We start from the raw sequence: 25,809 nt of genomic DNA on the forward strand, positions 1-25,809 counted from the left end.
ACGAGAATATTAATAATTATCAATAATATAGTGCATTTAATTCAAGAATGTTGTTTAATAGGATGTAGATAATAGTAAATTATGCGGGTAAAATTGATAAAAAAGTTTAGTGGAAAGGGAGATTGTGATGAAAAAAATAAAAGTGCTGCAAAATATTACGACACTGGGCGTTGTAGCGGTTATTCGTGGCGATGACGCAGAGTCGGCCTACCAGATGTCTAAAGCCTGCATCGAGGGCGGCTTGAACAATATCGAGGTTACTTTTACAACGCCAGATGCGGACCAAGTCATTAAGCGGCTAATTAAGGAATATGGGGAGAAGGCGGTGATCGGCGCTGGGACAGTGCTCGATCCGATTACGGCGAGAATCGCCATTTTGGCTGGAGCTGAATTCGTAGTCAGCCCGTCATTCGATGAGGAGACCGGAAAGCTCTGTAATTTATACAGCATTCCTTACATGCCTGGATGCATGACGCTGAACGAGATGAAGGAAGCATTGAAGGTAGGCGTGGATGTGCTGAAGCTCTTCCCTGGAAACAACTTTGATCCTGGCTTTATTAAAGCCGTCAAAGGCCCGATGCCGCATGTGAACATTATGCCGACGGGCGGGGTGGATCTGGACAATATGGAGCAGTGGGTTCGCAGTGGATGCGTGGCTGTAGGGATTGGCGGCAACCTGACTGCCCCGGCTAAGGAAGGACGCTATGATCTGATTACTGAGCTGGCCGCCAAATACGTAGCTAAATTTCGCGAGATTCGTCAGTAATCGCTACTCATACAGGATATAAATAAAGATCGAGCAGGGCTAGATCATGCCTGCTCGATCTTTTGGTGTACATACAGAGAATAACGAATCGGAGGAGATTATTTCTCCTTTAGTAGTCACAGATCATTATTCGTTATTGACGCTTTAATCCAGCGTATACGGTGCTAGATCGGCTGGAAGGGGGGCAGGACGTTCACATCGGCTTGTCATTTCATAATAGCGGCCCGAATCGGAGGATTCATGGAAGGCCCACATCGCTTCCAGGACATGATAGGCAAGCTCGCCGCTGGCTCGGTGCGGACGTCCATTCATTAGAGAATAGGCCATGTCTGCCGGACCGATCCCACGGCTATTCTCGGAATAGCCTGGCAGAAGAGGCTGCTCAATCCATTCGTTTTCGCCGATTTTGCGATATTTCACGGGCCCGCCAAACGTGTTGGGATCAGGCACAAGGATCGTTCCTTCCGTACCGTGTATTTCAATTGGCGGGAGACTGCTGCCTCCGAAAATATCAAAACTTGTAATTAGCGTGGCGATGGCCCCGCTCTCGAATTGCAGGGTACCGGCGACATGGGTCGGAATATCGACCGGGATAGGCTTGCCGAATTTTTTCTCGCTCGTAATGATCCGCTGCTCCTTCGCTTTGCCCGTCATTCCGGCAATACTGTGAATCGGTCCCAGCAGTTGGATGAGGGCGGTCAAATAATACGGCCCCATGTCAAACATCGGCCCTCCGCCCTGCGCATAGTAGAACTCCGGGTCGGGATGCCAGAATTCATGACCGCGGCTCATCATGAAGGCCGTTGCCGATACCGGGCGCCCGATGACACCGTCCTCGATTAATTTGAGAGCGGTTTGGATGCCCGCTCCCAGGAAGGTTTCGGGGGCGCTGCCGACGAGAAGGCCGAGCTTGTTCGCTTTATCCAGTACGAGCCTGCCTTCCTCCAGCGTGGCGGTCAGTGGCTTTTCCACATAGACGTGTTTGCCGGCTTCCAGCGCTTTGATGCTCACCTCGGCGTGTACGGCTGGGATCGTCAGGTTAATCACGATATCGATATCCGGGTCTCCGAGCAGCTCATCTGTGCTGCAGGCCCGAGGAATGCCGTACTTCTCGGCTTGTTCCCGTGCTCGATCCAAATCGAGATCTGCACAAGCCACGAGCTCCAGAACTTTGAATTTTTTGCAGTTTTCCATATAAATGCTGCTGATTTTTCCGCAGCCGATAATGCCTACCTTCATTTTGTTCATGATCCGACTCTCCTCTTTGAAACAGCATTGGGGTTATGGCCCACAGTTCTTGAGTTATTGGCTGTCACCCATACCGGTATAATTGTTCTGCTGCTTAACTGTCTGATCGCCATACAGTGCTTCAGCCTGCTGCTTGCCTTCCGCAGCCCAGAGTAAGCCACGGGTCATCAGCTCGGTAACCTGCGGAAGCGCGACGATATCTGCGTGATGTCCCAGAGAGTTATAATATACGCGTCCGACTCCCCAGCGCTTCGTCCAAACCACCGGCATATCGACGGCTTTGTTCAAGCGGTGCGGGCCGTCCGCTACAGGAAAACGGGTTGTAGCCAGTACTTCGACCGCAGGGTCGACATGCAGATAATATTGCTCGCTTTCCACCGTGAAATCTTCCATTCCGGCGATAAGTGGGCTTGAGGACTGTTTGATTTCCACTGTATATTTCACACCGTCATTACCTGGATGGGCCACCCATTGGCCGCCGGTCATAAACTGCCAGTCTACGTTGTGACGGAAGGAATCACACATGCCGCCGTGGCAGCCGGCTAGTCCGGTGCCGTTCTGTACAGCTGCTGATACATTATCGACGTAAGCCTGTGGTATTTCTCCCATCGTCCATACCGGTACGATCAGATCGAGATTCATCAGCTTCTCTGCATCTGCATACGCTTCCAATGTATCGGCAACTTCCACTTCAAATTGATGATTGCGTAGTATATTGGCGAAAATGGTCGCAACCTGTTCTGGCTCGTGTCCGTCCCAGCCGCCCCAAACGATTAGTGCCTTTTTCATATCTCATATATCTCCTTTACATTTCTGAGATTTCAACCCAGCGCCGCTCATCGATAGAGCGTTCTACTGCTTCGAGGACAGCCTGGCATTTTACGCCGTCATGGAAATTCGGCTGTGGCAGCCTGCTTTCCCGAAGCGCATTCGTCAGCTCTAATATTTCATGGATGAAGGTATGCTCAAAGCCGATCGTATGACCGGGCGGCCACCAGGCTTCTGCATAATCATGTGCTGGATCCGTGGCCAACACCCTTCTGAAGCCTTGCACATCCTCTTCATCAGAGGTGAAGTATACTTCAAGTTCGTTCATCCGTTCAAAATCAAACTTCACACTGCCGAGGCTGCCGTTAATTTCAAAGGAATTGGTTGACCGATGGCCTGCTGCAAAGCGCGTTGCTTCGAAACTGCCGAGGGCGCCGCCCGCAAAGCGTGCCAAGAAAAGCGTAGCGTCGTCCACGGTGACGGGACCCTTCGGCGCATCTTTACTGCCTTTGGCACTTAAGCCTGTCATCTCTGCGGCAATCGGGCGTTCTTTAATGAAGGTCTCGCTCATACCAATGACCTCCTGAATGTCTCCTACTAAATAGTGAGCAAGATCAATCAAATGAGCGCCGAGATCGCCATGCGACCCAGAGCCAGCGATTTCTTTCTGCAATCTCCAGACGAGCGGGAATTCCGGATCCATGATCCAGTCCTGTAGGAACCAGGCTCTGAAGTGATAGATTTTTCCTAGTCTGCCGCTCTCCACCAGCTTCTTAGCCAGCTTGACCGCTGGCGAGAAACGGTAGTTAAAGCCGACCATATGAGCGACCTTGGCTTCTTCAGCCGCCTGCAGCATTTCACGGGCGTCACTCAACGTAAGTGCAAGCGGCTTCTCGCAGAAAATGTGTTTTCCCGCCTTCGCAGCTGCGAGTGCAATTTCTTTATGTGCGTCACTAGGGGCGTTAATGTCGATTAAGTCAATATCGTCACGGGCGATCAGATCCTTCCAATCCGTCACGACACTAGACCATCCCAATTGGGCGGCGGCCTCAGTTACGGCATCTTTGTTTCTTCCGCACAGAGCGGTCATTTCAGGCTTAAGAGCTTCAGGAAAAAACATTGGCAGCGTCCGATAGGCGTTGCTGTGTGCTTTACCCATAAATTTATAACCAATCATCCCGACGCGCAGCTGCTTCATGGTATCCCTCCATCACATATAAAATTGATATCATTATCATTATAGAAAGTAGTGGAATGAATCTCTCGCCAGTTTATGCTTATTCATAGACAAAAAATGCACTTTAAGCATAAAGTGCATTTCAGGTTGAAGATAGATTTGGTTAACAGGCTTTGCAATATTAAGAGACGCCGTAACGAGAGCTTGAAGGGACGCAGCCCTTCAGCTCTTTATATACCCGGTTAAACGTACGGATGCTGTTGAAGCCGCATTCTAACGCAATCTCCATGATGCTGGCATCGCTGCTGATCAGCTTACGCTCTGCCTTGTGCACACGGATCGTATTGAGGTAGGTTCGGAAATTCATGCCTATAGCACTTTTGAACGTACGGCAAAAATAAGATGGCTCCATTTGAAAGCGAGTTGCGATTATTTCCACGGATAGATCATCCTGGTAATTTTCTTCAATAAACGACAGAATTTGCTGTATTCTAGCCCGCTTCGATTCGAGCTTGCTTCGCGAGCGGCGGCTCAGGCTCTGGGTTGGCCAGTTTCTCTGCAGCGTTCCGCACAACTCGAGCAGACCGGCCTTGATGAACATTGAATGACCCGGCTTGGCGTTCTCTTTTTCCTGCATAATGTCATAAAGCAGTTGTTTGATATGCTGAAATGCCGGATTACCTCCTGGAATGAAGGGAGACACAAAGCTGAAATCATTTGGCCAGTTCACGGATAGGCTGATCATTTCCGGCTTGAATATGAGAATGATGACTTGTGAATTTTCCTTACTCTCGAAATAATGAATGTCATTACTGCAGCAAATGACCATATCTCCCTGCGTAAGCAGACGCTTTTCTTCATTTACGCCGACGAGAATGTTTCCCGATTCGACGTAGATGAACTCAATTTCAGAATGATAGTGTGCATAGAACGTCAAGTTATGTCCATGGTGGATAACTAATGGCAACTCGTAATCTAGTATCCAATTTTGATAGAAGGATTTCATGCCCTCACTCCCGGGATTTGAACATTACACACTTTTATCATATCGGGAAGTACAATTAATGTCTAATAACCTATCCCAAATATTGTGAAATGTATTATGGAAATGGAAAAGGCTGACGCCATAAAAATGCGGCTTGTTTGGCATTAAAACATACTAATTCACGCACTAATCGATTGAAATTAAGAATTAGTACGTATTATATATTGAACAAAGATTAAATATGACGTATTATATACACAATAAAACTTAATTCATGGAAAGGAGGAATTAATATTCGCTAATATGACATTCTAATGATCGATGCAGGAATGTTATACTAAGAGCGAATTTATCTGAAGCGGAGGGATTTATTATCAAACTTACATCCCGTCAAATGGAGATTATTGACATCGTGAAAAAGCATGCTCCGATTACCGGAGATCTCATAGCTGAAATGCTAAATTTAACTCGCCCGACGATCCGTTCAGATTTGTCCATTCTCGTTATGCTCGACTACATCGATGCTAAACCGAAGGTAGGATATTTCTTGGGCAAGCGAAGAACGCGTGAAGACGAGAGCAAGCTACCGCTGCTTGATATGAAGGTCGGCGATCTTCACGGCGTCCCGGTCATTGTCCGCGAAACAACAACGATCCAAGAGGCGGTTGTCTCGCTGTTTTTAGAAAACGTAGGTCATTTGATCGTTACGGATGAGCAAGGCAGATTAGCGGGGATCGTCTCCCGCAAGGATCTGCTCAAAGTAACGCTTGGCAACGCCACGGCATCCTCGATGCCCGTAAGTTTCATCATGACTCGGCGGCCAAATATTATCACCGTCTCACCGGAGGATTCGGTGCTTGAGGCGGCAAGAAAGATAATCGCCCATCAAATTGACAGCTTACCTGTTGTTGTGCCGGCGGAAACCGGCGAAGAGGGGGATGTGAAGGTGGTAGGGCGGATATCTAAAACGAATATCATAAAAATGCTGCTAGATACGATAGCTGAGGAATAGTGGGGGAATGGGATGATTCAGGCTCCAGCTCATTTTATAGCAATCTGTTCAGATTCCATCGGGGAGACTGCCGAGGCGGTTGTCCGGGCCACTCTTGAGCAATTTGAATTATCCAACACCGAGATCAAGAGATTTATGAATGTGCGCGATGAAGAAGAGTTAAGTCGTTTGATGGAGGAAGTATCTGAACGCGGAGGTTTCGTTGTTTACACGTTGGTACAGCCTGAGCTGCGGGAGGCGATGAGAGAGGAAGCTGTCCGCCTAAACGTTCGTGCCGTAGATATTATGGGGCCAATGATGCAGGCTTTTGTTGATACATTTAATGATACGCCGAAGCGTACGCCTGGCCATAAACTTGATGAAGAGTATTTTCAGCGGGTGGATGCAATAGAATTTGCTGTGAACAACGACGACGGCAAAGACGTGGGCGCATTACTTAAAGCAGATATTGTTATACTTGGGGTTTCGAGGATTTCCAAGACACCGCTGTCCATGTTTTTGGCGCATAAAGGGAAGAAAGTCGTCAATTATCCCGTGGTTCCTGAATTAACGCCGCCTAGCCAGTTGAAAGAGATCAGCAGCCAGAAGATCATCGGACTGACGATCGATGCACAGCATTTGGTCAAAATTCGTTCAGAACGGCTTAAGGCGATGGGATTGCCCGATGATTCCGAATACGCCTCAATGGAGCGGGTTGAATATGAATTGAAATATGCCCAGTCACTGTTTGCTTCGTTAGGCTGCCCGGTCATTGACGTCACCGATAAGGCGATTGAAGAGACCGCTGGGCTGATCATGAAGCACTTGTAAATTTCTTTCTAAAGGAATAAAACATAGAATCATAAGAAGAGTTTTATAAAAATGATGGGGTGGAGGGAGTAACAATGGAACGTCACATAGCACTGGAATTAGTACGCATTACGGAAGCGGCAGCTCTTGAGGCAGCACGCTGGACAGGACGGGGCGATAAGAATAGCGCAGATGAGGCGGCAACATTAGCAATACGCAGTAAATTTAATTCCGTAGCTATTGACGGGACTGTAGTTATCGGCGAAGGGGAGATGGATGAAGCCCCCATGCTGTATATCGGTGAAAAAATAGGCAACCGCCGCGGCCCAGGAGTCGATATAGCCGTCGATCCATTGGAGGGAACAGAGACGGTAGCGAATGGGCTGAACAATGCCATCTCCGTGATTGCCGCCGCTCCTCAGGGCAGTCTGCTCCACGCTCCTGACATTTATATGGAGAAGCTGGCCGTCGGTCCTGCGCTGGCCGGGCAGCTTTCACTCGATGATCCAATCGAGACGACGTTAGCCAAAGCTTCTTTAATATTGGATAAGCCGCTGGCGGATATGACCGTGTCGATTCTGGATCGAGAGCGGCATGCAGCTTTGATCGATGCCCTGCGTAAATCCGGCGTTAGGATCAAACTGCTGAGCCATGGCGATGTTATGGGAGCCATTGAAGCCGCCATGGAAAAGGAGGTCGATATGTATGTGGGCTCCGGCGGAGCGCCTGAAGGGGTGCTGGCTGCGGCAGCGTTGAAATGCCTCGGCGGGGAGATGCAGGGTAGACTGCTTCCTAACGGACTCGATGAATACAATCGTTGCGTTCGCATGGGGCTCGCCAAGCCGGATCAATTGCTACGGATGGAGGATATGATCGGGCATGATAACGTCCTGTTCGTGGCTACCGGCGTGACATCGGGAGATTTTCTGCATGGGGTACGCTACTTGCCAAAGCATAAAGCCGAGACTCATTCCGTTATTATGCACTCCGAGAATAGAACGATCAGCTATATCGAGACCACCCATCACTTTACCGAGCAAATTAATTCGGTGAGAGGGGCGGCAATTTAAAGGTTAGCGAAGGAACGGAATAACCTAAATTATCGAACGGGACTACTTTTTAAGCTATGCCAGCTTTGTAGAGTAGTCTCGTTTTTTGAAGAAAATTATAATATAATATACCAAAGAATAAAGAATATGGTAAAATACGCAATTGGGGAGGTGATAGCTCATGATCAAAATGCAGAGAGGAGGTTATTTGAGTCCATCCATCGGCCAGAATATTGAAAACGCTTTCCAATATTTTAAGCTTACAATATTTGAAAAGGATGTGATTAGTATGAAACAAAGATTGGCTTTATTATTGTTGTTGACCGTAATGATAAGCATGTTCTCTCTTCCCTCTTCACAGGCAGCGGATCCCGGGTATGTTGGATTTGCGACTTTGAACGGCGGAACGACCGGGGGCGCGGGAGGTACTTCCGTCACGGTTACTACAGGGGCTGCGCTGCAAACGGCACTCAAAAATAAAGGCAGCGAGCCGCTGACGATTTATGTATCGGGCAAAATCACTCCAGCGAATTCCTCGGATAACAAAATCAGCGTCAAAGACGTAAATGATGTCTCGATCTTAGGCTTAGGCGCAGGAGCGGAATTTGAAGGCATAGGCATAAAAGTGACACGGGCCAGCAATATCATCATCCGCAATCTGAAAATTCACCATGTCAATATTGGCGATAAGGATGCGATTAGCATCGAGGGCCCGGCCAACAACGTCTGGGTTGACCACAATGAGCTCTATTCTACGCTCGATTCCAATAAGGACTATTATGACGGATTGATCGATGTGAAGAAAAATGCTGAGTATATCACGATTTCGTACAACTACATTCATGACAGCTGGAAAACATCGCTGGTTGGCTCGTCTGACAGCGACAATTATGACCGGAAAATCACTTATCACCATAACCGTTTTGAAAATATTAATTCCCGAGGGCCGCTGTTCCGTTTCGGCCAGGGCCATCTGTTTAACAATTATTACAACAATATTATAGACACGGGGATCAATTCAAGAATGGGGGCTACGCTCCGCATCGAAAATAATGTGTTTGAAAATTCAAAAGACCCAATCGTTACATTGTACAGTAAAGAGCAAGGGTACTGGGATGTGAAAGGCAATTTGTACGTGAACAGCACGGGCAGCATGCCGACCACATCGACAACGAGCTACACGCCGCCATACAGCTACACGCTGGATGCTGCAAATACAGTGAAGAATCACGTGATTGCGAACGCGGGCGTGGGCAAGATCAACGTTGGAAATTAATCGATGGATTGAAGTTTGTACGCGTGTACCCGGTGGGGCCACGCGTTTTTTTGTTTTGAATTATAGAGGACTTCCCATAGGATATAAGAAGGGTCACAGACAGTAGGCAGCAAGTTATTTTAAGATAAACCCTAGTTTGCACTAAAGGAGTCATAAGCATGAAATATAAATCGTTAGAGTTGGAAAAGCCTGTCGCCTATGAGCTGGAAGGGTTGGAAATCGGCATTACCTCCAATTGCAACTTTCGCTGCGATTATTGCTGCGCCTATCAAAGAAACGATGGGAACAACATCGGGGCAAAGGAAATTATTCCTCTTCTGGAGCAGCTGCCGCATCTTAAAAGAGTGAGACTGTCCGGCGGAGAGGTCACTTTAAAGTATGAAGATTGCGTTGAGGTTGTACGTTACTGCGCGGCACGCGGCGTTCAGACTCAGTTGAATTCCAACGGTAGCCTGCTGAATGAGGAGCGAATCCAGCGGCTGGCCGATGCGGGACTGACGACGATCCATATTTCCTTTAATTTTACGACGGCAGAGGCATTTTCCCAGTACTATCACATTCATCCCAGCGTGTATCAGAAAATTAGAAATAACATTGCTATGTTTGCTAAGACTAGGGTGGATACGGTACTTGAGACGCTCCTTTTCAGTGAAACCGAGCATCAGATGAAAGAGATTCATGACCATGTGTATGATATGGGTGTTCGCACGCATGAGATACAGAACAGTATCATGATGAAGCATAGCGGGTGGAAGGCTATAGCTGCACGCGAAACGTTGAAGCAGGCGGTAAATGATCTCATTGCTTACAAAAAAGAAGATATGACGCTGTACTTCACCTGCATGGATCGGTTTATGGAGGAGCTTGGTTTGCAGGAACAGCCAGGCGTCTATTTCCCGCACTGCATCGAAGGGAAAAAGCAGCTTCATTTGCATGGTAACGGGGATATTATTATTTCGGAGCTATGTCACCCCGTCATTATTGGAAATATCCATAAAGGCACTTCTTTGCGTGACATTTATCTTGATATGCCGCCAGCCTTAAAGCATTTTCTTGACCATGAGCCATGTCCGGCACGGGAGGCAATATTCCCCTCAACTCCGCTTTAAGATGCAAAGGATTTGAAAGCCGGAACAGCCTGGAATAAATCCGTGCATTAAAAGCAACGGCTATCCTCGGAATCTCGAGGATAGCCGTTTTATCGTTTTTCAGCCGCTGCAGGATAATTTGCCTGTTTTTAGCTCTGTTTCGGTCAAGCACGTCCGCGAATCTCCTGGCGGTGAAACAGAACGTAAGAAATGGCGAAGGAGATTAAGGTCAGCGCGATGAGACCAGTCACCTGTGGCCAGACGAGCAGCAGGCTCTGTCCAAAAGGCAGCGGGCTGGCAATGGCGCCATGAACCTGCTCGGTCGTCAGCGGTCCCAGGTTACGAACCGATGGCATAAGTAGAGTGGTCGTAGCCTCATTAAACAACGTGTAGGGAGATAGTCTGCTTAGCCACAACATTTGGTTCTGGAAGCCGACAATATCTTGTACTGTGGCCGTTTCAGCACTCGGCGCGATTCCCTTGGACACGATATTCAGGATCATGTCGTAGAAGAAGCTGAAGAACAGCCAGACGGAAATCCCCGACAGCGCCGAGGTAGCAGGCTGGCGGAAACGCACGGAGAATAAAATGGACAAATTAAGCCAGAATCCGATGTAGAAGATAATGATGAAAGTGAAGCTGATCATTCTTAAGAACTCCTCCAGCGTAGGAGGGATGCCTAAAATAATCGTTCCAAGCGCCATGGTCAAAAAGCCGAGCGTCAGGAACATCATGCTGATGACGCCAAGTGAGGCGGCAAACTTCGCGTTAAGCAGCGCGTCGCGATGCAGCGGCTGGGCCAGGATTCGGCTTAACGTACCCTTATTCCGTTCGCTGTTGATCGCATCAAAGCCGAGGCCGATTCCGAGCAGCGGGCCCAGGAACCCAATGAAGCTGATAAAGGACGGTAAAGTTCCATCTGACAGCGTGAACAGCTTCAGAATCACGAAGTCATTCGCGGAGCTGTCCGACTGAATAGCCTCTTGAATGCTGTTCATGGCCGTATACAAAGAGGCGATGCAGGTGAGCAGAATAATGCCAAGCAGCAGCATGAATCGCCAGCTGCGGATATGGTCGGAAATTTCCTTGCGCACCAACACACTGAATGGCGAAGCTCCGAGGCTGCCGACTCTCTTGCTTCGCTCACGCTCTTCCCCGTCAACCTTGCCGTTCGACGGGAGGCGATGGAACCAGTCTCGCAATCGCTGCGCCGAGCGGCGTAAATAGCCCTTCAAATCATATCTGCTGTTATTCAGCTTGGCTGCTTCCTTGGTCATGCTGTTCACCTCCTTCAAAATAACGGTGGTAGATCTCGTCAAGCCCGTATTGCCTTCGCTGCAGGCCGAACAAAGAAACATCGTTTTCAATAATCGTTCGGGCAATCAAGTCGCTGCAGTCGGTGTCCGAGCCGACGATAAGTCTGGTGCGTCCGGGAGATTCCATGCTGTTATATGCATCGGACAGTCCTACTCCGTTCCCGATTACCGGATCGGCATGCCGTACGCCAGGAATGGCGCGGATACGCTCCAGCAGTCCTTCATTCAGCGGCCCGCAGTCCACGGTAATTTGCAGCGGATCATCGGCGAACAGTTCTCGGGACAGGCTGGTGATGTCGCCTTGGGCGAGCAGGCGCCCCCGGACAAACAAGCCGACCCTGTCGCAGATTTGCTGCACTTGATGCAACTGATGGGAGGACAGCAGCACGGTCAAGCCTTGCTCCTCGCTTAAGCTGCGGATCAAGGCCAACAGCTCATCCATCCCTTTGGGGTCAATCCCAAGCGTCGGTTCGTCCAATATGATGATTTCTGGCGCTTTGATCAGGACATCGGCCAGTCCGAGCCGCTGCCGCATGCCGCGGGAATAAGCCCCCGTTTTTTTATGGGCGGCATGCTTCAGGCCTACGTTCTCCAGCAATTGATAGGCTCGTTCCTTCGCCTCCGCTTCCGGCACCTGGTTCAGCCTCGCCGTCAGCACCAGATTTTCCAGGCCGGTACGATCTTCGTAGAAGCCAACGTCATCCGGTAAATATCCGACCCTCCGTTTAACGGGGATAGGCTCCCTTGTCGGATCGAGTCCCAGCACGTTAATGGTGCCTTCGTCAGGCTCGCTGAGTCCGAGCAGCATAAGGATCGTCGTCGATTTGCCAGCTCCGTTGGGCCCGAGCAGACCGAAGATTTCGCCGCATTTGATTTGCAGGGACAACTGGTCTACGGCTCTGACGCCGTTATAGCTTTTTGTTAATGATTGTATGTCGATGACCGTCTCTGCCACGGTTATCGCCTCCCGTATTTGCGAATCAAATAGTAAATGCCACCGAGTATTGCTGCGATCACCAATACACCGATCCAGCCCCAGAGCATGGAGCCTTTGACCGCGACGCGAAATTGCGCTGAGGAGCTCGATTCCGGGGAGGACGCGGTCATGCCCGTGACATAGTCTCCAGCAATCGCCTTTTTGCTGGCGGTAATTGTGGCTTCCACGGTGGTCGATTGACCGGCTGCCAGCTTGTCGATTGTTTTCGGATTAAAGCTGACCTCCCAATCGACCGGAGCGTTCGAACTGAGGTTAATGTCCGATAAATCGGCGGTTCCGGTGTTTTTAACCAGCAAATCTATCGTCTTGCTGCCACCTGCGGTAACGTTGGTGCTAAGCAATCCGTTTGGTGTCGTTAGTTCCAAACCGTAGGTGCCGGTAATAACGGCTTCCAGCTTCAGTTCAGAGGAAGTTGATTGGTTGGAGGCGCTGACGGGGATGCTATAGGTTCCTTCCTTGATCTGTTCGGGCGGCTGGACTTTGACGGAGATGGATTGGCTGGTACCAGGTTCTACCTCGACGGAGGAGACCTGATTGTCCCCGGATGTAAAGGTCACATTCCAGCCTGGATCGGCTTGGGCCTGTAAAGCGTAGTTTTGCTTATCGGCCGTCCGATTTTGCAGCTTGAGCGAGTAAGTAAAGCTGGAATCGGATGGTCCCTGCAGGTTCGCCTGATCGGTCGTTAACTCGGTCTGGTAGATTCCTTTCTCTGTAATTTCTACGGTAAAAGGGAGCCGCGCCGCCGAGCCGGCCACAAGCTCAAAATGATAGGTTCCTTTGTCGATTTGTAGAGGAACCGTTACATTTAGCGAGACAGAGCTGGATTCGCCGGGTTTGACGGATATTTCCTTCACCCGCCAGCCTCCGCTGTTCAACTCGGCCGTCCAATCTTTCGGCAAATTATTAAGCTGCAGCGGTACTGTGACGACGTCGGAGGTATTGTTCATGACCTCTACGTTGTAATCCAAGGCTTCGCCGGGCGGGACAGATATTGAGGTATATGGCGAATAAAGCTTGATTCCTCCGGCGGCTGAAGCCGGAACTCCGCCGAACAAGCCGGCTATGAGCATAAACATCATGAGCATGCTCATAAGTTTTATATTCCTTTCCCAAAATTTCATCGTATGAACCCTCCTTAGTATATTTGTTCATTAAGGGTACGAAGGAGCCGGCGATTTGGATTTATCGAAAGCTTAAAATTAGCTAAATATTTGCTTAAAATCAGCTAAAAAGTTACTGATAAAGCAAAAAGGATAATAAAATTTGCTACAATATTCGTAAAAACAGGACCTAAGTAGGCCCAATATGATCCTAAGCTACAGTTATGATCAAGGAGGGACTGGGGGATGAAGGAGAGCCCTGAGTGTTGGCTGGCGGAGATTGCCGAGGGATCGGTCTCTGCCTTTGGCCGATTCTACGATGCTTATGCTCCGATGGTATACAGATTGGCCGAACAGTGCATGAAGGATGCCGCCGAGGCGGAGGACGTTTGTCAAGATGTATTCATGGAGGTGATGGATAAGGCGGGAAGCTATAATCCCGCGCGGGGCAGCGTGGAGGCATGGCTTGCGGTTCGCACGCGAAGCCGGGTCATCGATCGCCTTAGAAAGCAGCAGCGCTGGACGATTGCGGAGGAATGGGTGATCGACAGGGAAGCGGATATTCTGTGGAGCAGCGGAATGGAGTCTGCCGAATATGAAGCGCTGCGCAAATGGGAGAAGGAGCAGCTGAAGCAGGCGATGCTGGCTATCCCGCCGCTGCAGCGGATGGCGCTTCATGGAAGCTATATCGAGCAGCTTTCGCATCGCGAAATTGCCGAGTATATGAAGAAACCTGTAGGGACGGTGAAGTCGCTAATCCGCTACGGCATCCGCAATTTGCGCCGCCATTTGGACGAGATGCATCTGAGCAAGCTGGAAGGGGGAGTGGAGCTGTATGGACAAGAAAAGCTGCAAAAGTAACTCCCCGCAGGCGATGACTTTAATGACGGAACCATGCACTTTGTTCGCAGAGGAGAAGCTGGTCGACTTTGCAATGGGGCAACTGCCGGATGAAGAGCAGGCAACGATTCAGGAGCACCAAAGGCAGTGCCTAGCCTGCGATGCGATGATTCGCGAATGGAAGGAACTGCTCAATCAAGGCGCCGTCGGATCAGGGGAGGACAATCCCGAGAACGCTGTCCATCCTTACATGCAGCGGGAGCCTCAGTCAAGTCTTTCACTGCCACAGCCGCCGCGAAGGCTGCGCCGCCAATTGCTCCTTACGTTCTGGCTGCGTTCGCTTGGTGCTAGATGGACTGCCGCTCGAAGCCGATATATTTTCGGCTCTCTGGGCGGGCTGACAGTGCTCATCCTGCTTTGCGGCTTGCTTTACCGTCCACAGATTTGGAGCGATGAAGATCAGAGCCGGATTGAGCGAGATATTTCGCACCAAATCCATCTCATACAGAGCGCTGAAACGGAGCGGTATCCGATTAAGCCACATCCTCCTTATTACGGGGAAGGCATGGTCTGGCTGAAGCGGGAATCCGGCGAGATGCTGATCGTCGTAGACGGGTTTCATTCATTAGTGGAAAAGGACTATCAGATTTGGCTGCAGATGGATAATGAATCGAGCAGCCCGGGAATTCTTCCGGTGAAGCATCCCGAGGGGAAAAGCTATTACCACGGTTACGGGGCCGCGGAGGCGGAGCGGCTGATTATTAGCCTGGAACCTAAGGGGGGAAGCAGGGTGCAGACAGGACCTGAGGCCGTATTTGTCGAGATGAAACATTAAGCAAAGAATGGTTAAAATGCAGTCCGGAGGCGAAATCGTCTGACATATTATCATCGGTGAACATCGAACAGAGCCGTTGACAAAGCAGCTTGGCAGCAGTGAAGGTCTGCCACAGCTGCTTTTTGACTTGATTTTTTTTATGGAAGCATGGTTTTATAAGGCGGTATACATACCTGGATGATCTGTTACGATAAAGTAAATATACTAGTAATATTAAATTAAGAGGGGAAGCCAGGGCAGAATGTCTAACATGAAGAAACGCTATGTACCGTTTACTTACAAAATGATGATCTCTTATTTGCTGCTTGTTCTGCTGACGGATGTGCTTATCGGTTACATATCTTATACCATGCTAACGGAATCACGGACCGAGATGGCTGAGACGAATATTCGCACGGGGATGCAACAGGCCAGAAATAATATCCAATATCAGATGGATGAAATTCAGCGCATGTCGGATACGTTATTTGGCAGTGTGTCGTTTCAAAGAGCGCTGCAGAAAAGAGGGGAGCCACTAGACATTTATTTGACGATGATGGACGAGGTTATCCCGCAAATCGTCTCACCGCTCCAACTGTTTGGCAATAATATTCGTTTTATGCTGTACACGCCGAATAGCGACATGATCGTTATTACCGGTGACAATCTGGATAAGCCGATCGGGCAAAGTGATTATTACATCCTCCCTCTGCGGGACATCGAGCACACCGAATGGTATCAGTCCCATAAAAACTCGGAGCGCAACAACCTTTGGGTTCAGATTGATACCGATAGAAAGTTAGATCATATCTCTCATATTCGAAAGCTAGTTTCATATAGCGACTATGGATCAGTCATTGGTTTCGTACGAATCACGGTTTCTCTGGAGGATTTATTCGGCAACTTCGCAACTTTTCCGGTAGAAGAAGGCATCACGGTTCGTTTAATCCATCAGAGCACTGGAGAACGAGTATATCAGCGGGGTCAAGCGGAGCAAGTCAATCAAGTGGGAAAGCCGGGGGAAGGCTTGGGAAAGGGCAGCAGGAGGGATGTCTATTTAAGCTTGCATGAATCTATCCCGGGCACTGATTTTGCTATTGAAACACTCGTTCCGGAGGCGTATTTGACCAAAGACGCCGGGAAACTCCAGAGGGCTATTCTCGGGGTATGTGCGATCAGCTTTATTGTTATGACTTTTATCGGATTTATGGTGGCTAGATTAACCGGTAGAAAGATGACCCGAATTGTCATGCTTGTTCGGTCGTTCCAGGAAGGTAACTTTCAAAAACGCATCCGCTTCTCCGGCAATGATGAGTTCGTGCGGATCGCTGAGGCCTTCAATATGATGGCGATGAATATTCAAGAATTGATAGATAGCGTCTATTTACAAGGAATTCAGAAGAAGCAGGCTGAGCTGGAAGCGCTTCAGGCGCAGATCAATCCACATTTTCTATATAACACCCTTTCAACGATTAACAGCCTGGCCAATTTGGGGGAAATCAGCAAAGTCACGGAGATGGTTCAAGGCCTTTCCCGCTTCTATCGCCTCACGCTCAATCAAGGAAATGTGCATATTCTTTTGCGCAAAGAGCTGGAGCAAGTCGAGACCTACCTGGAGATTCAGCGTGTAAAATATGCAGACACGTTTACAGTACATATTGATATGGAGCCTGGAATTATGGATTATCAGGTCATAAAGTTGATTTTGCAGCCATTCGTAGAGAATATTTTCAAGCATGCCTGGTTTGGAGAAACGATAGCCATTCGGATCACCGGCCGGCGCGTTAAAGGAGATATTGAGCTAAAAATTATTGACAACGGCGTAGGAATGCGCCCTGAGCAGGTTAAGCGGTTGAGGATTGGACCTAGTCAAGCCGGAGGATACGGTGTGAAAAATGTGGATGAACGCATCAAGCTCAGGTATGGGGAAGCGTACGGCGTTTACATCGCCAGCATTTATGGGGCGGGGACGACGATATGTCTTCTGTTGCCGGCAGATCGCGGGGAGGTCGAGGATAGGGAGGAGTTCGCAAAATGAGTGTAAATGTATTGCTGGTTGACGATGAAACCATCGATTTGGAATGGCTACGCCGCAGGGTGCTGGCTAGCGAGCTGGATATTCATGTAGCCGGTACGGCAAACAGCGGCTTCTTAGCCCTTAAGGTGCTGGAGGAGCAGCGCGTTGATTTGATTTTGTCGGATATTCGGATGCCGATTATGACGGGAACCGAGTTTGCACGTAAAGCAAAAGCGATAAACCCCGAGGTGAAGGTTGTATTTATTAGCGGGCATGAGGATTTTAATTATGCTAAGGAAGCGATAGAAATTAATGCTTGCGATTATTTGCTAAAGCCAGTGGAAGATAAAGAGTTGTATGCGATGTTGAAAAAGATCTGCGAGGAGGTGGAGAAAGAGAAGGAGCAGGCGCGCACCTTTTCTGAGACATTGTCTCTCGTCAGCGAGGAGCTGCTTCTGCGTTGGTTTGAGCACGGTGATTCCGGCTATGCCGAATCGTATCTGCGTAGCATTCTGGATCCGTTATTGTTAGACGGTACAGCCGCAGCGTTGGTCGAGATTGATGATTTAGAGTGGAAGCTGCAGGATGTATCCGAGGAGGTCAGGAGAACCGAGATCCGGGCTATTGTTGAGAACATTAAAACACTCGCGATGGATACCGAGCTTGGCAGCTTGATTATACCTCGGCAAACGCGTCTAATTATTCTGTCCTCGATTGCTGAGGAGCTATTCTTGAAACGACTAACTGAGCTCATTTATGAGGTAGCGCAGACGACGGACTATACGGTTACGATCGGTGTCGGAAAATATGCTAATGACGCTCAAGGCTTGTATGAGTCTTTCCAGCAGGCCCAGGCTGCGCTAAGCGCAAAATGGCTGCTCGGCAAAAATCGCCTGCTTCGCGATACGACAGAACCTTCTACTCAAGGTGCTCCTTGGACATCGATAGATGATACCGTCTCCGTGATGCTGGGAGCTATCATGGATTACGACTTGGTTATTATTGACGATTGCTTGCTGGATCTGTTGTACAAAGATATGCCGTACGCCAGCAAAAAGGGTGTGTATGAGCTTATTATCCGCATTACGTCAAGCCTTCACGCTGAGCTGCTGCAGCGTAATGAGAATTTGTACGAGCTGCTGGAATGGGAATTGCATCAGCCCGATGTTTTATTTCAATTTGAGACAGTGCATGATGTCCATTCTTGGCTAAGACGAAGATTCTTTGAACTGTCGGAGAAGCTGTACGTTAAGCGACAGCGGCAGAAGCGTAAACTGATTGACGAAATCATGAGCTATGTCGAGGAGCAATTGGAGAAGAAGATTACCTTGAAAGAGGTAGCGAGTCACTTTGATTTTACGCCGAATTACCTGGGGCATTTATTTAAGGAAGAAACGGGAATGCTGTTTAGCGAATATTTGAATGAGCGTAAGATGGAACGGACTTGCGAGCTATTGCGCGATCCGACGTTAAGAGTTTATGAAGTGGCAGAAATAATGGGCTATAAGAACATCATTTATTTTAACAGGCAATTCAAGGCAAGCTTAGGAATGACGCCTGGAGAGTACAGGAAGCAGAATAGAATCTAGCTCAGGAACGAGATTAGCATAGGCGCAATGAATAAGCTCTCGGCTTAAAGGCCGGGGGCATTTTTTTATAGAATGATTCATGAATCGGTGAATTAGTATTATTTTTTGTTGTTTGCCTAAATCCTCCCATCAGAACGGAACCTTTATACTCATTAGTAAGGGTAGCAAGAGATAAAGAAAAGTCCAAAGAAATGACGAGAGGGGAGTAGACATGAAAAATTATCGGTTTTTCAGCGACCTCAAGAAATATAGAGCACTGCTGCTGATGCTCACCCCCGCTGTATTGTTTTTCCTGCTGTTTGCCTATATACCTATGGCCGGCATCGTCCTAGCCTTTAAGCAATTCAACTATCAAGGGGGCATATTCGGAAGCCCGTGGAACGGATTGGAGAACTTTCGATTTTTCATGGAATCGGGCGACGCTTGGCGTGTAACCCGGAATACGGCACTATATAATATTGCGTTCATTATTATCAACAACCTACTGCAAATCGTTACGGCGATTCTGTTGTTCGAGGTAGCCGGCAAATGGTTCCGCAAGGTAACCCAGACGGTGCTGTTCCTGCCGTACTTCATTTCCTGGGTTGTGGTCGGGGCTATCGCTTACAACTTGTTTAATTACGATGTAGGTACATTGAACGTAATGCTAAGCTCCATCGGTCTCGGACCGGTCGATATTTATAACACGGCTGCTTATTGGCCGCTGATTCTTATCGTGGTGTCGGCATGGAAGGCGTTGGGATACGGCTCCATTATGTATTTGGCGGCGATCACGAGCATCGATACGGAAATGTACGAGGCGGCGGAAATTGACGGGGCGAATATTTTTCAGCGGATTCTGAAGATTACCGTACCGAATATCATGCCTACGGTCATTATTTTGTTCCTGCTGGCCATCGGCAATATTTTCCGCGGAGACTTCGGCATGTTCTACAATATGGTCGGCAATAACGGACTTCTCTTCTCGTCCACGGACGTTATTGACACCTATGTGTTCCGTTCGTTAACGACATCCAATGAAATCGGCATGTCTGCAGCAGCAGGGTTTTACCAATCCATCCTGGGATTCGCGACGATTCTGTTGGCCAACTATGCGGTGCGCAAATACGACAAGGATCGTGCCTTGTTCTAGAAAGGGAGGCTTGAGGCAAATGAGTGCGACAACAGCAAATCCCGGTCGTCTGGATCCGGAAATCCGTGCGAATAAAGGCAAGGGGAAATCTTCCGATCGTGTGCTGCTCGCGGTTATCGGATATACGTTACTTACTATTTTGGCGCTATTTTGTATCTTTCCGTTTATACTGATTATCTCTTCCTCGTTGACTGAGGAAAGCTCGATTATCGAGCATGGGTTCAAAATCGTCCCGACCCAATTTTCCTTGGAAGCCTACAGCATATTGTTCAAGTATCCTGCGGATATGCTCAAAGCTTACGGGGTGACGATCAGCGTGACTTTGATCGGAACGGCAGTCGGATTATTTCTGACCTCGATGACGGCTTATGTTCTATCTAGAAAAGATTTCAAGTGGCGCAACCACTTTTCCTTCTTTTTTTTCTTTACGACCTTGTTCAGCGGCGGGCTCGTACCATGGTATTTATTGATCGTCAACTATTTAGACCTGAAGGATACCTTGGTCGTGCTGATTGTACCGATGTTAATGAATGTGTTCTACATTATCGTGATGAAATCGTTTATGAGCAGCATTCCGGAGGCGATTACCGAGTCGGCCAAAATCGATGGGGCAAGCGATTTTCTAATTTTTTTGAAGCTGATTATTCCGCTCTCCAAGCCGGCGCTGGCGACAATCGGCCTGTTCATTGCTTTAGCTTACTGGAACGATTGGTACCATGCCCTGCTCTTTATTTCGAAATCCGAGCTGATGCCTCTACAGTACTATCTCTATCGGCTGTTAGGCAATATGGACGGAATGCGGAAGGCGATGATGCAGTCTGGGGTGGCCATGAACCTCGATATTCCGACAGAAAGCTTGAAGATGGCGATGACCATCGTAGCTACGGGGCCTATTCTAATCGCTTATCCGTTCATCCAGCGCTTCTTTGTTCAAGGGCTGACGATCGGTGCCGTTAAAGGATGACCGCAGGGAAACCTGGTTATCAATATAGCTGAACTCTTGAAACCATTATTTGATTGGGGGAAAATGCTTTGAAAGAGACTAAAAGAACGGTAACACTTCTATTGGCTGTTTTTCTGATGCTGGCGACGCTGCTCGGCGCTTGCGGCGGGGACAAGAATGCAGCGGAGAACGGCGCTTCCAACGTGGATAAAGGTAACGGCGGAGTCCGTAGCGCAGAGGTTACAGATGAAATTGATCTATCCAAGGAAGTTAAATTGAAGATGCTTCTCGTTGGGGGCAAGCCAGTGGATTATGAAGAGGTATTTGGCGAGTTGAACAAGCTCTTGAAGGAAAAAATCAATGCCACCGTGGAAGCGGAGTTCCTTGACTGGTCGGATTGGACGCAGAAATATCCATTGAAATTCGCCGCTAACGAGGACTTTGACCTCGTCTATACGGCAAACTGGGCATTTTATAATGACCAAGCAATCCGCGGCGGCTTCTTGGAGCTGACGGAGGATATGTTGGCGAAGTATACACCGAAAACGTGGGAGGCACTACCTAAGGCTGCGTGGGAGCAGGCGAAGGTATCCGGCAAAGTATATATGGTACCGCAGAACAGTAATGAGGTCGTTGATAAAGTTGTGCTCATTCGCGAGGATTTGCGCCAAAAATACAATCTTGATCCGGTGAACAGCCCGGAGACATACGCGGCTTACCTGAAGACGATTGCTGTCAATGAAAAAGGTGTAGGTGCTTTTGGCGCCAAACCAGGCGACGGTTGGAAATGGCATGAACTGGACGAGGTGTTGCTTGAGCAGCAGAATAACTGGAAGGTCGTAGATCCAAATGTACCGTTCGCGTTCCAAATGGATGATCCGGCCGGAAACGTATTTAATGTTTACGATACGCCTGAATTTGCGGAATTGTTGAAATATTATAAAGATTTGGTGGATAACGGCGCATGGTCGAAAAATATCATTAGCTATAAAAACGACATATGGCAGGATATGAAAGCTGGCAAGATCGCCTCATATGCACATAATCTGGGTACGGTTGCAATCAATATGTCGGAAGCTCGCCGGGATAAGCCGGAGTATGAAATGGCAATCGCTGATTTAACACCGGACAAAATGAAATCCGCAGCGGTATCAACGCAAAATGGTATGGCGATTCATGCCACCTCCAAAAATCCGGAGCGTGCGCTTATGCTGATCGACCTGCTTCAGAATGATAAAGAAATTCATGATTTGACGATGTATGGCATTGTCGGCAAGCACTACGAGCCGGTAGGCGATGATCAATTTACGCCTGGGCCAAGCTCCACGAATTATACCGGCTTCTCGAACTGGGGATGGAACTCCCTACTGAACCGCACGGATACAACCTATCCGAAGGAAGCTGACGAGATGCTAAATCAGTGGCAGGAGAAGGTATACCATTACCCGCTAGAGACCTTCGTCTTTGATGACAGCCAGGTGAAGAATGAAGTATCAAACATTGGCAACGTCATGCTTCGTTATGCGATTCCGCTTGAATATGGTCTGATTCAGGATATCAAAAAAGGCCAGGCGGAGTTAATTAAGCAGCTGCAAGCAGCAGGCATTGACAAAGTAGGCGCCGAGATGCAAAGCCAAGTAGATGCATTCCTAGCAGCGCAGAAAGAGTAGATACAAGGCTGCCCCAGACGATTTGTTTGGGGCAGCTTTTTAAAACAGCTTTTTAAAATTACGCTAGATTTGGTCTTTGAATTTTTTGGGCGTCACCCCATAAGTCCGTCTGAACATGCGGATAAAATAGCTTGTCTCCATGCCGAGCTTTTCCGCAACGCTCTCCACTGTGATAGCGGGATTCTCCTGAAGCAGTTGGGTCGCTCTGCGCATTCGTAATTGCAAAATGTACTGCTGCGGTGTCATGCCGTAGCTGGATACGAACAAACGGTGAAAATGCTGAGGGGAATATCCGGCAGCTCGGGCCACATTCGTTAACAGTAGTCTCTCGTTATAATGATCATGAATTAGCTTTACAGCGGCTTGTAGGGCAGGCTGAGGGCTTCCCGAGGAAGTGACGCGTTTTAGGATTTTTTTATCGCTGGTTTGCCCTTCGAGCAGGGAGATTGTCATGCCGTAGATACGCTTGGAGGCTTCCCAATAAGCCTGTTCCCCGTTAAGGCTGATCAGCTGCCACAGTGATTCCAGTTGGCTCCAGAGCAGTTCAAAGTTGGGTACCTGCAGAACGGTTAGCACGAGTTGATTCATTTGCTCTAAAAGGGATTCTGCCGCCTTGCCGTCAAAGGCCACAAAGCCTAAATCCCAATTTTCCGTTGATTCATAAGGAAAGTAGGCATGTGGTTGATTAGCGGGCAGGATCAAGGCCGTACCGGGTGTCAAAAGCATATCGGCTTGATCAGGAATTCTGAAGATCCCTTGACCGCTTCTGGACAAAAACAGCTGATGCGCAGGATAGCCCTCGGGACGCTCTAGGTGTTTTTGTTCATGGCTGCCGACGCAGTAAACATAGAGAGGGAGTATTTCTTCCAAATTCGTGAATTCGGCTAGCAGAAAAGGCATCATCGTGAATAGGACCTCCAAAGTTAGAAAATAGCGTACTTGCTCATGTGGTTAATTTTGGGAATAGTATTCAATGTTAAGATAGGACGATTTTTAGATGGATATGTTCTATGATTATAAGCGGTTTTTGGTCTATTATCAAAGGTAGATAAGTGAATATGACGATTTATAAGGAGAGATACAGTGATGACGAAGAAATTTCCGCCAATTAGTAATAAACTTCCTGTCCTAATGCATGGGGCCGACTATAACCCGGATCAATGGCTGCATGATCCAAAGGTTCTGGAAGAGGATATTCGCATGATGAAGCTCGCAAATTGCAATGTGATGGCGCTGGGCATGTTTTCTTGGGCAGCTCTTGAGCCGACGGAAGGCGTATTTACGTTCGAATGGCTGGACAAGGTGCTGGATTCGTTTGCGGAGAACGGGATCTATGCCTGGCTATCCACTCCGAGCGGTGCGCGTCCGGCCTGGATGTCAGCGAAATATCCTGAGGTGCTTCGTGTGGAAGCGAATCGTGTCCGTAATTTGCACGGGATGAGGCATAACCACTGTTATACCTCGCCGGTCTATCGGGAGAAGACGGCAATTATTAATGGGAAATTGGCTGAACGTTACGGTAATCATCCGGCTGTTATCGGCTGGCATATCTCGAACGAGCTTGGCGGGGATTGCCATTGCGATTACTGTCAGGATGCATTCCGGGCATGGTTAAAGGAAAAATACGGTACGCTTGAGGCGCTTAATTTTGCATGGTGGACTTCCTTCTGGGCGCATACGTATACGGATTGGAGTCAAATTGAATCCCCTGCTCCTCACGGTGAGAATATGGTTCATGGCCAGAACTTGGATTGGCGCCGTTTCGTAACAGATCAAATGACGGATTTCTGCGATCACGAAATTAAATCTGTGAAGACGGCAAACCCTGACTTGCCTGCAACGACGAATATGCATATGACCGATGGGCTGGATTACCGGAAATTAGCTAAAATTCTCGACGTGATTTCCTGGGATGTGTATCCGACCTGGCATGATTATAACAATGATATTGAGCTGGGCGCTTCGGTCTCGTTCTGGCATGATCTGTACCGCTCGCTCCAGCAGAAGCCATTCTTATTGATGGAGAGTACGCCGAGCTTGACGAACTGGCAGCCGATCAGCAAGCTGAAGCAGCCGGGCATGCATAAGCTATCCTCTCTACAGGCGGTTGCCCATGGATCGGATTCCGTTCAATACTTCCAGTGGCGCAAGAGCAGAGGCTCCAGCGAGAAGTTCCACGGTGCAGTCGTAGATCATGTAGGACATGAACATACGAGAGTGTTTAAGGACGTAGCAGATTTAGGTCGTACGCTTGCCGATATTTCGGAAATTGCGGGTACGCCGACTCCGGCGAAGACGGCAATTCTCTTTGACTGGGATAATCGCTGGGCAGTACAGGATGCGCAGGGACCGCGCAATTCGGGCATCCATTATGAGGAGACGGTCATGGCACATCATCGCGCGATTTGGGAACAGGGCGTGCCGACGGATATTATCGGCTCTGAGGATGATTTTGCCGGTTACAAGCTAATTGTGGCCCCGATGTTGTACCTGTGCCGAGAAGAGACAGGCCAGAAGCTGGAGAAGTTTGTCGAGAACGGCGGAACATTGGTAACGACGTATTGGTCGGGGATCGTGAATGAGCATGATCTGTGCCATCTTGGCGGGTTCCCGGGGCCGCTGCGCAAGACGCTTGGCATTTGGGCGGAAGAGATCGAGGGATTGTACGATCATGATCGGAACGGCATAGCAATGGCCGAGGGCAATGAACTAGGCTTTAACGGCAGCTTTGAATCCCATGAAATCTGCGAGTTGATTCATACGGAAGGAGCCGCGGTACTGGCAACTTATACGGACAGCTTCTATGCTGGCAGACCAGCATTAACCTTGAACCGGCTTGGAAAAGGCCGCGCTTATCATATGGCAACGCGCCTGAAGGATGATTTCCTCGGCGAGTTCTACAAGCAGGTTGTAGATGCAGCAGGTGTTGAGCGGGCCATTCATACGGAACTGCCAGCTGGTGTAACCGCCCAGGTTCGAACGGATGGAGAGTCGGATTATGTATTTGTAATGAACTTCAGCGGACAGGAGCAGTGCGTAAAGCTGGATGAGCGCTCTTATATGAACATGGAAACGGGCGATGCTGTTAGCGGGGAGCTTGCACTGCCTGTTCACGGAGTAGTTGTGTTGAAACGCCAGGCATAAGGCGGGCAGCAGCTAAGTTCTGTTCTAATCTGACGGAGAGAAAAGTGTTTCCTGGCCAGAGTATGAAGTAAATATCAATAATGAGTCAT

The 25,809-nt window shown here is 48.7% G+C and carries 22 protein-coding genes; 14 read left to right on the forward strand and 8 right to left on the reverse strand.

The window, feature by feature from the left end:
• Positions 1-127 precede the first annotated feature (127 nt).
• Positions 128-766, forward strand: a complete 639-nt coding sequence (locus tag EIM92_RS10955; protein WP_125082657.1) for a bifunctional 4-hydroxy-2-oxoglutarate aldolase/2-dehydro-3-deoxy-phosphogluconate aldolase — start codon at positions 128-130, stop codon at positions 764-766.
• A 144-nt stretch (positions 767-910) separates the two neighbouring features.
• Here EIM92_RS10955 and EIM92_RS10960 read toward each other — a convergent pair whose 3' ends face one another.
• The 4 genes from EIM92_RS10960 to EIM92_RS10975 form a co-directional block, all read right to left on the reverse strand.
• Positions 911-2,014 carry a Gfo/Idh/MocA family protein gene (locus EIM92_RS10960; RefSeq protein WP_125082658.1) on the reverse strand — a complete coding sequence of 368 codons (1,104 nt, stop codon included), beginning with the start codon at positions 2,012-2,014 and terminating at the stop codon, positions 911-913.
• Between the two features lie 54 nt (positions 2,015-2,068).
• Entirely contained in the window at positions 2,069-2,803 is a 735-nt protein-coding gene (locus EIM92_RS10965; RefSeq protein WP_125082659.1) for a ThuA domain-containing protein, read from the reverse strand.
• A gap of 16 nt (positions 2,804-2,819) precedes the next feature.
• Positions 2,820-3,980 (reverse strand): Gfo/Idh/MocA family protein, encoded by a 1,161-nt coding sequence (locus EIM92_RS10970; RefSeq protein WP_125082660.1) that lies wholly within the window; start codon positions 3,978-3,980, stop codon positions 2,820-2,822.
• A 160-nt stretch (positions 3,981-4,140) separates the two neighbouring features.
• A complete protein-coding gene (locus EIM92_RS10975) occupies positions 4,141-4,965 on the reverse strand; it encodes an AraC family transcriptional regulator (protein ID WP_125082661.1) in 825 nt (274 codons plus the stop codon).
• 373 nt (positions 4,966-5,338) lie between these two features.
• Between EIM92_RS10975 and EIM92_RS10980 the strand changes: the two genes are divergently transcribed.
• The 5 genes from EIM92_RS10980 (at position 5,339) to EIM92_RS11000 (ending at position 10,179) form a co-directional block, all read left to right on the forward strand.
• Positions 5,339-5,956 (forward strand): helix-turn-helix transcriptional regulator, encoded by a 618-nt coding sequence (locus EIM92_RS10980; protein ID WP_125082662.1) that lies wholly within the window; start codon positions 5,339-5,341, stop codon positions 5,954-5,956.
• Positions 5,957-5,968: 12 nt separating this feature from the next.
• Positions 5,969-6,766, forward strand: a complete 798-nt coding sequence (locus EIM92_RS10985; protein WP_125082663.1) for a pyruvate, water dikinase regulatory protein — start codon at positions 5,969-5,971, stop codon at positions 6,764-6,766.
• 74 nt (positions 6,767-6,840) lie between these two features.
• Positions 6,841-7,815 carry a class II fructose-bisphosphatase gene (glpX, locus tag EIM92_RS10990; protein WP_125082664.1) on the forward strand — a complete coding sequence of 325 codons (975 nt, stop codon included), beginning with the start codon at positions 6,841-6,843 and terminating at the stop codon, positions 7,813-7,815.
• 307 nt (positions 7,816-8,122) lie between these two features.
• Positions 8,123-9,070 (forward strand): pectate lyase family protein, encoded by a 948-nt coding sequence (locus EIM92_RS10995; protein ID WP_246021408.1) that lies wholly within the window; start codon positions 8,123-8,125, stop codon positions 9,068-9,070.
• A gap of 158 nt (positions 9,071-9,228) precedes the next feature.
• A complete protein-coding gene (locus tag EIM92_RS11000) occupies positions 9,229-10,179 on the forward strand; it encodes a radical SAM protein (RefSeq protein WP_125082665.1) in 951 nt (316 codons plus the stop codon).
• Positions 10,180-10,322: 143 nt separating this feature from the next.
• Here the strand turns inward: EIM92_RS11000 and EIM92_RS11005 are convergent, their stop codons facing one another.
• The 3 genes from EIM92_RS11005 to EIM92_RS11015 are packed head-to-tail and all read right to left on the reverse strand — an operon-like array spanning position 10,323 to position 13,592.
• Positions 10,323-11,435 (reverse strand): ABC transporter permease, encoded by a 1,113-nt coding sequence (locus EIM92_RS11005; RefSeq protein WP_125082666.1) that lies wholly within the window; start codon positions 11,433-11,435, stop codon positions 10,323-10,325.
• Entirely contained in the window at positions 11,407-12,429 is a 1,023-nt protein-coding gene (locus EIM92_RS11010) for an ABC transporter ATP-binding protein (RefSeq protein ID WP_125082667.1), read from the reverse strand. The genes EIM92_RS11005 and EIM92_RS11010 overlap by 29 nt, the downstream gene beginning before the upstream one ends.
• A 2-nt stretch (positions 12,430-12,431) precedes the next feature.
• Positions 12,432-13,592, reverse strand: a complete 1,161-nt coding sequence (locus EIM92_RS11015) for a COG1470 family protein (RefSeq protein ID WP_125082668.1) — start codon at positions 13,590-13,592, stop codon at positions 12,432-12,434.
• A 225-nt stretch (positions 13,593-13,817) separates the two neighbouring features.
• Between EIM92_RS11015 and EIM92_RS11020 the strand changes: the two genes are divergently transcribed.
• From EIM92_RS11020 to EIM92_RS11050, 7 genes are all read left to right on the forward strand, one after another.
• Positions 13,818-14,432 carry an RNA polymerase sigma factor gene (locus tag EIM92_RS11020; RefSeq protein WP_125082669.1) on the forward strand — a complete coding sequence of 205 codons (615 nt, stop codon included), beginning with the start codon at positions 13,818-13,820 and terminating at the stop codon, positions 14,430-14,432.
• Positions 14,407-15,246 (forward strand): anti-sigma factor, encoded by an 840-nt coding sequence (locus EIM92_RS11025; protein WP_125082670.1) that lies wholly within the window; start codon positions 14,407-14,409, stop codon positions 15,244-15,246. Before EIM92_RS11020 ends, EIM92_RS11025 begins: the two co-directional genes overlap by 26 nt.
• Positions 15,247-15,487: 241 nt before the next feature.
• Positions 15,488-17,263 carry a sensor histidine kinase gene (locus EIM92_RS11030; RefSeq protein ID WP_125082671.1) on the forward strand — a complete coding sequence of 592 codons (1,776 nt, stop codon included), beginning with the start codon at positions 15,488-15,490 and terminating at the stop codon, positions 17,261-17,263.
• On the forward strand, positions 17,260-18,831 hold the full coding sequence (locus EIM92_RS11035; RefSeq protein ID WP_125082672.1) for a response regulator: 1,572 nt from the start codon (positions 17,260-17,262) through the stop codon (positions 18,829-18,831). The genes EIM92_RS11030 and EIM92_RS11035 overlap by 4 nt, the downstream gene beginning before the upstream one ends.
• A gap of 211 nt (positions 18,832-19,042) precedes the next feature.
• Complete coding sequence (locus tag EIM92_RS11040; protein ID WP_125082673.1) at positions 19,043-19,963, forward strand: ABC transporter permease; 921 nt, start codon at positions 19,043-19,045, stop codon at positions 19,961-19,963.
• Between the two features lie 19 nt (positions 19,964-19,982).
• Positions 19,983-20,927: a carbohydrate ABC transporter permease gene (locus EIM92_RS11045; protein WP_125082674.1), complete on the forward strand. Its 945-nt coding sequence runs from the start codon at positions 19,983-19,985 to the stop codon at positions 20,925-20,927.
• Positions 20,928-21,043: 116 nt separating this feature from the next.
• Entirely contained in the window at positions 21,044-22,576 is a 1,533-nt protein-coding gene (locus tag EIM92_RS11050; RefSeq protein WP_164515224.1) for an ABC transporter substrate-binding protein, read from the forward strand.
• A gap of 63 nt (positions 22,577-22,639) precedes the next feature.
• Here EIM92_RS11050 and EIM92_RS11055 read toward each other — a convergent pair whose 3' ends face one another.
• Positions 22,640-23,479, reverse strand: a complete 840-nt coding sequence (locus EIM92_RS11055) for an AraC family transcriptional regulator (RefSeq protein ID WP_125082676.1) — start codon at positions 23,477-23,479, stop codon at positions 22,640-22,642.
• A gap of 183 nt (positions 23,480-23,662) precedes the next feature.
• Between EIM92_RS11055 and EIM92_RS11060 the strand changes: the two genes are divergently transcribed.
• A complete protein-coding gene (locus EIM92_RS11060; protein WP_125082677.1) occupies positions 23,663-25,720 on the forward strand; it encodes a beta-galactosidase in 2,058 nt (685 codons plus the stop codon).
• Positions 25,721-25,809: the final 89 nt, after the last annotated feature.

This window comes from Paenibacillus lentus (assembly GCF_003931855.1).
Lineage (GTDB): Bacteria > Bacillota > Bacilli > Paenibacillales > Paenibacillaceae > Fontibacillus > Fontibacillus lentus.

What these genes read in the sequence shown, in the direction of transcription:
- EIM92_RS10975 (WP_125082661.1), bottom strand. Translation starts at nt 4,965, where the DNA reads ATGAAATCCTTCTATCAAAATTGGATACTAGATTACGAGTTGCCATTA.
- EIM92_RS10960 (WP_125082658.1), bottom strand. Translation starts at nt 2,014, where the DNA reads ATGAACAAAATGAAGGTAGGCATTATCGGCTGCGGAAAAATCAGCAGC.
- EIM92_RS11040 (WP_125082673.1), top strand. Translation starts at nt 19,043, where the DNA reads ATGAAAAATTATCGGTTTTTCAGCGACCTCAAGAAATATAGAGCACTG.
- EIM92_RS10980 (WP_125082662.1), top strand. Translation starts at nt 5,339, where the DNA reads ATGGAGATTATTGACATCGTGAAAAAGCATGCTCCGATTACCGGAGAT.
- EIM92_RS11055 (WP_125082676.1), bottom strand. Translation starts at nt 23,479, where the DNA reads ATGATGCCTTTTCTGCTAGCCGAATTCACGAATTTGGAAGAAATACTC.
- EIM92_RS11000 (WP_125082665.1), top strand. Translation starts at nt 9,229, where the DNA reads ATGAAATATAAATCGTTAGAGTTGGAAAAGCCTGTCGCCTATGAGCTG.
- EIM92_RS11050 (WP_164515224.1), top strand. Translation starts at nt 21,044, where the DNA reads ATGCTGGCGACGCTGCTCGGCGCTTGCGGCGGGGACAAGAATGCAGCG.
- EIM92_RS11025 (WP_125082670.1), top strand. Translation starts at nt 14,407, where the DNA reads ATGGACAAGAAAAGCTGCAAAAGTAACTCCCCGCAGGCGATGACTTTA.
- EIM92_RS10965 (WP_125082659.1), bottom strand. Translation starts at nt 2,803, where the DNA reads ATGAAAAAGGCACTAATCGTTTGGGGCGGCTGGGACGGACACGAGCCA.
- EIM92_RS10970 (WP_125082660.1), bottom strand. Translation starts at nt 3,980, where the DNA reads ATGAAGCAGCTGCGCGTCGGGATGATTGGTTATAAATTTATGGGTAAA.
- EIM92_RS11020 (WP_125082669.1), top strand. Translation starts at nt 13,818, where the DNA reads ATGAAGGAGAGCCCTGAGTGTTGGCTGGCGGAGATTGCCGAGGGATCG.
- EIM92_RS10985 (WP_125082663.1), top strand. Translation starts at nt 5,969, where the DNA reads ATGATTCAGGCTCCAGCTCATTTTATAGCAATCTGTTCAGATTCCATC.
- EIM92_RS11030 (WP_125082671.1), top strand. Translation starts at nt 15,488, where the DNA reads ATGTCTAACATGAAGAAACGCTATGTACCGTTTACTTACAAAATGATG.
- EIM92_RS11035 (WP_125082672.1), top strand. Translation starts at nt 17,260, where the DNA reads ATGAGTGTAAATGTATTGCTGGTTGACGATGAAACCATCGATTTGGAA.
- glpX (WP_125082664.1), top strand. Translation starts at nt 6,841, where the DNA reads ATGGAACGTCACATAGCACTGGAATTAGTACGCATTACGGAAGCGGCA.
- EIM92_RS11015 (WP_125082668.1), bottom strand. Translation starts at nt 13,592, where the DNA reads ATGAAATTTTGGGAAAGGAATATAAAACTTATGAGCATGCTCATGATG.
- EIM92_RS10995 (WP_246021408.1), top strand. Translation starts at nt 8,123, where the DNA reads ATGATAAGCATGTTCTCTCTTCCCTCTTCACAGGCAGCGGATCCCGGG.
- EIM92_RS11045 (WP_125082674.1), top strand. Translation starts at nt 19,983, where the DNA reads ATGAGTGCGACAACAGCAAATCCCGGTCGTCTGGATCCGGAAATCCGT.
- EIM92_RS11060 (WP_125082677.1), top strand. Translation starts at nt 23,663, where the DNA reads ATGACGAAGAAATTTCCGCCAATTAGTAATAAACTTCCTGTCCTAATG.
- EIM92_RS10955 (WP_125082657.1), top strand. Translation starts at nt 128, where the DNA reads ATGAAAAAAATAAAAGTGCTGCAAAATATTACGACACTGGGCGTTGTA.
- EIM92_RS11005 (WP_125082666.1), bottom strand. Translation starts at nt 11,435, where the DNA reads ATGACCAAGGAAGCAGCCAAGCTGAATAACAGCAGATATGATTTGAAG.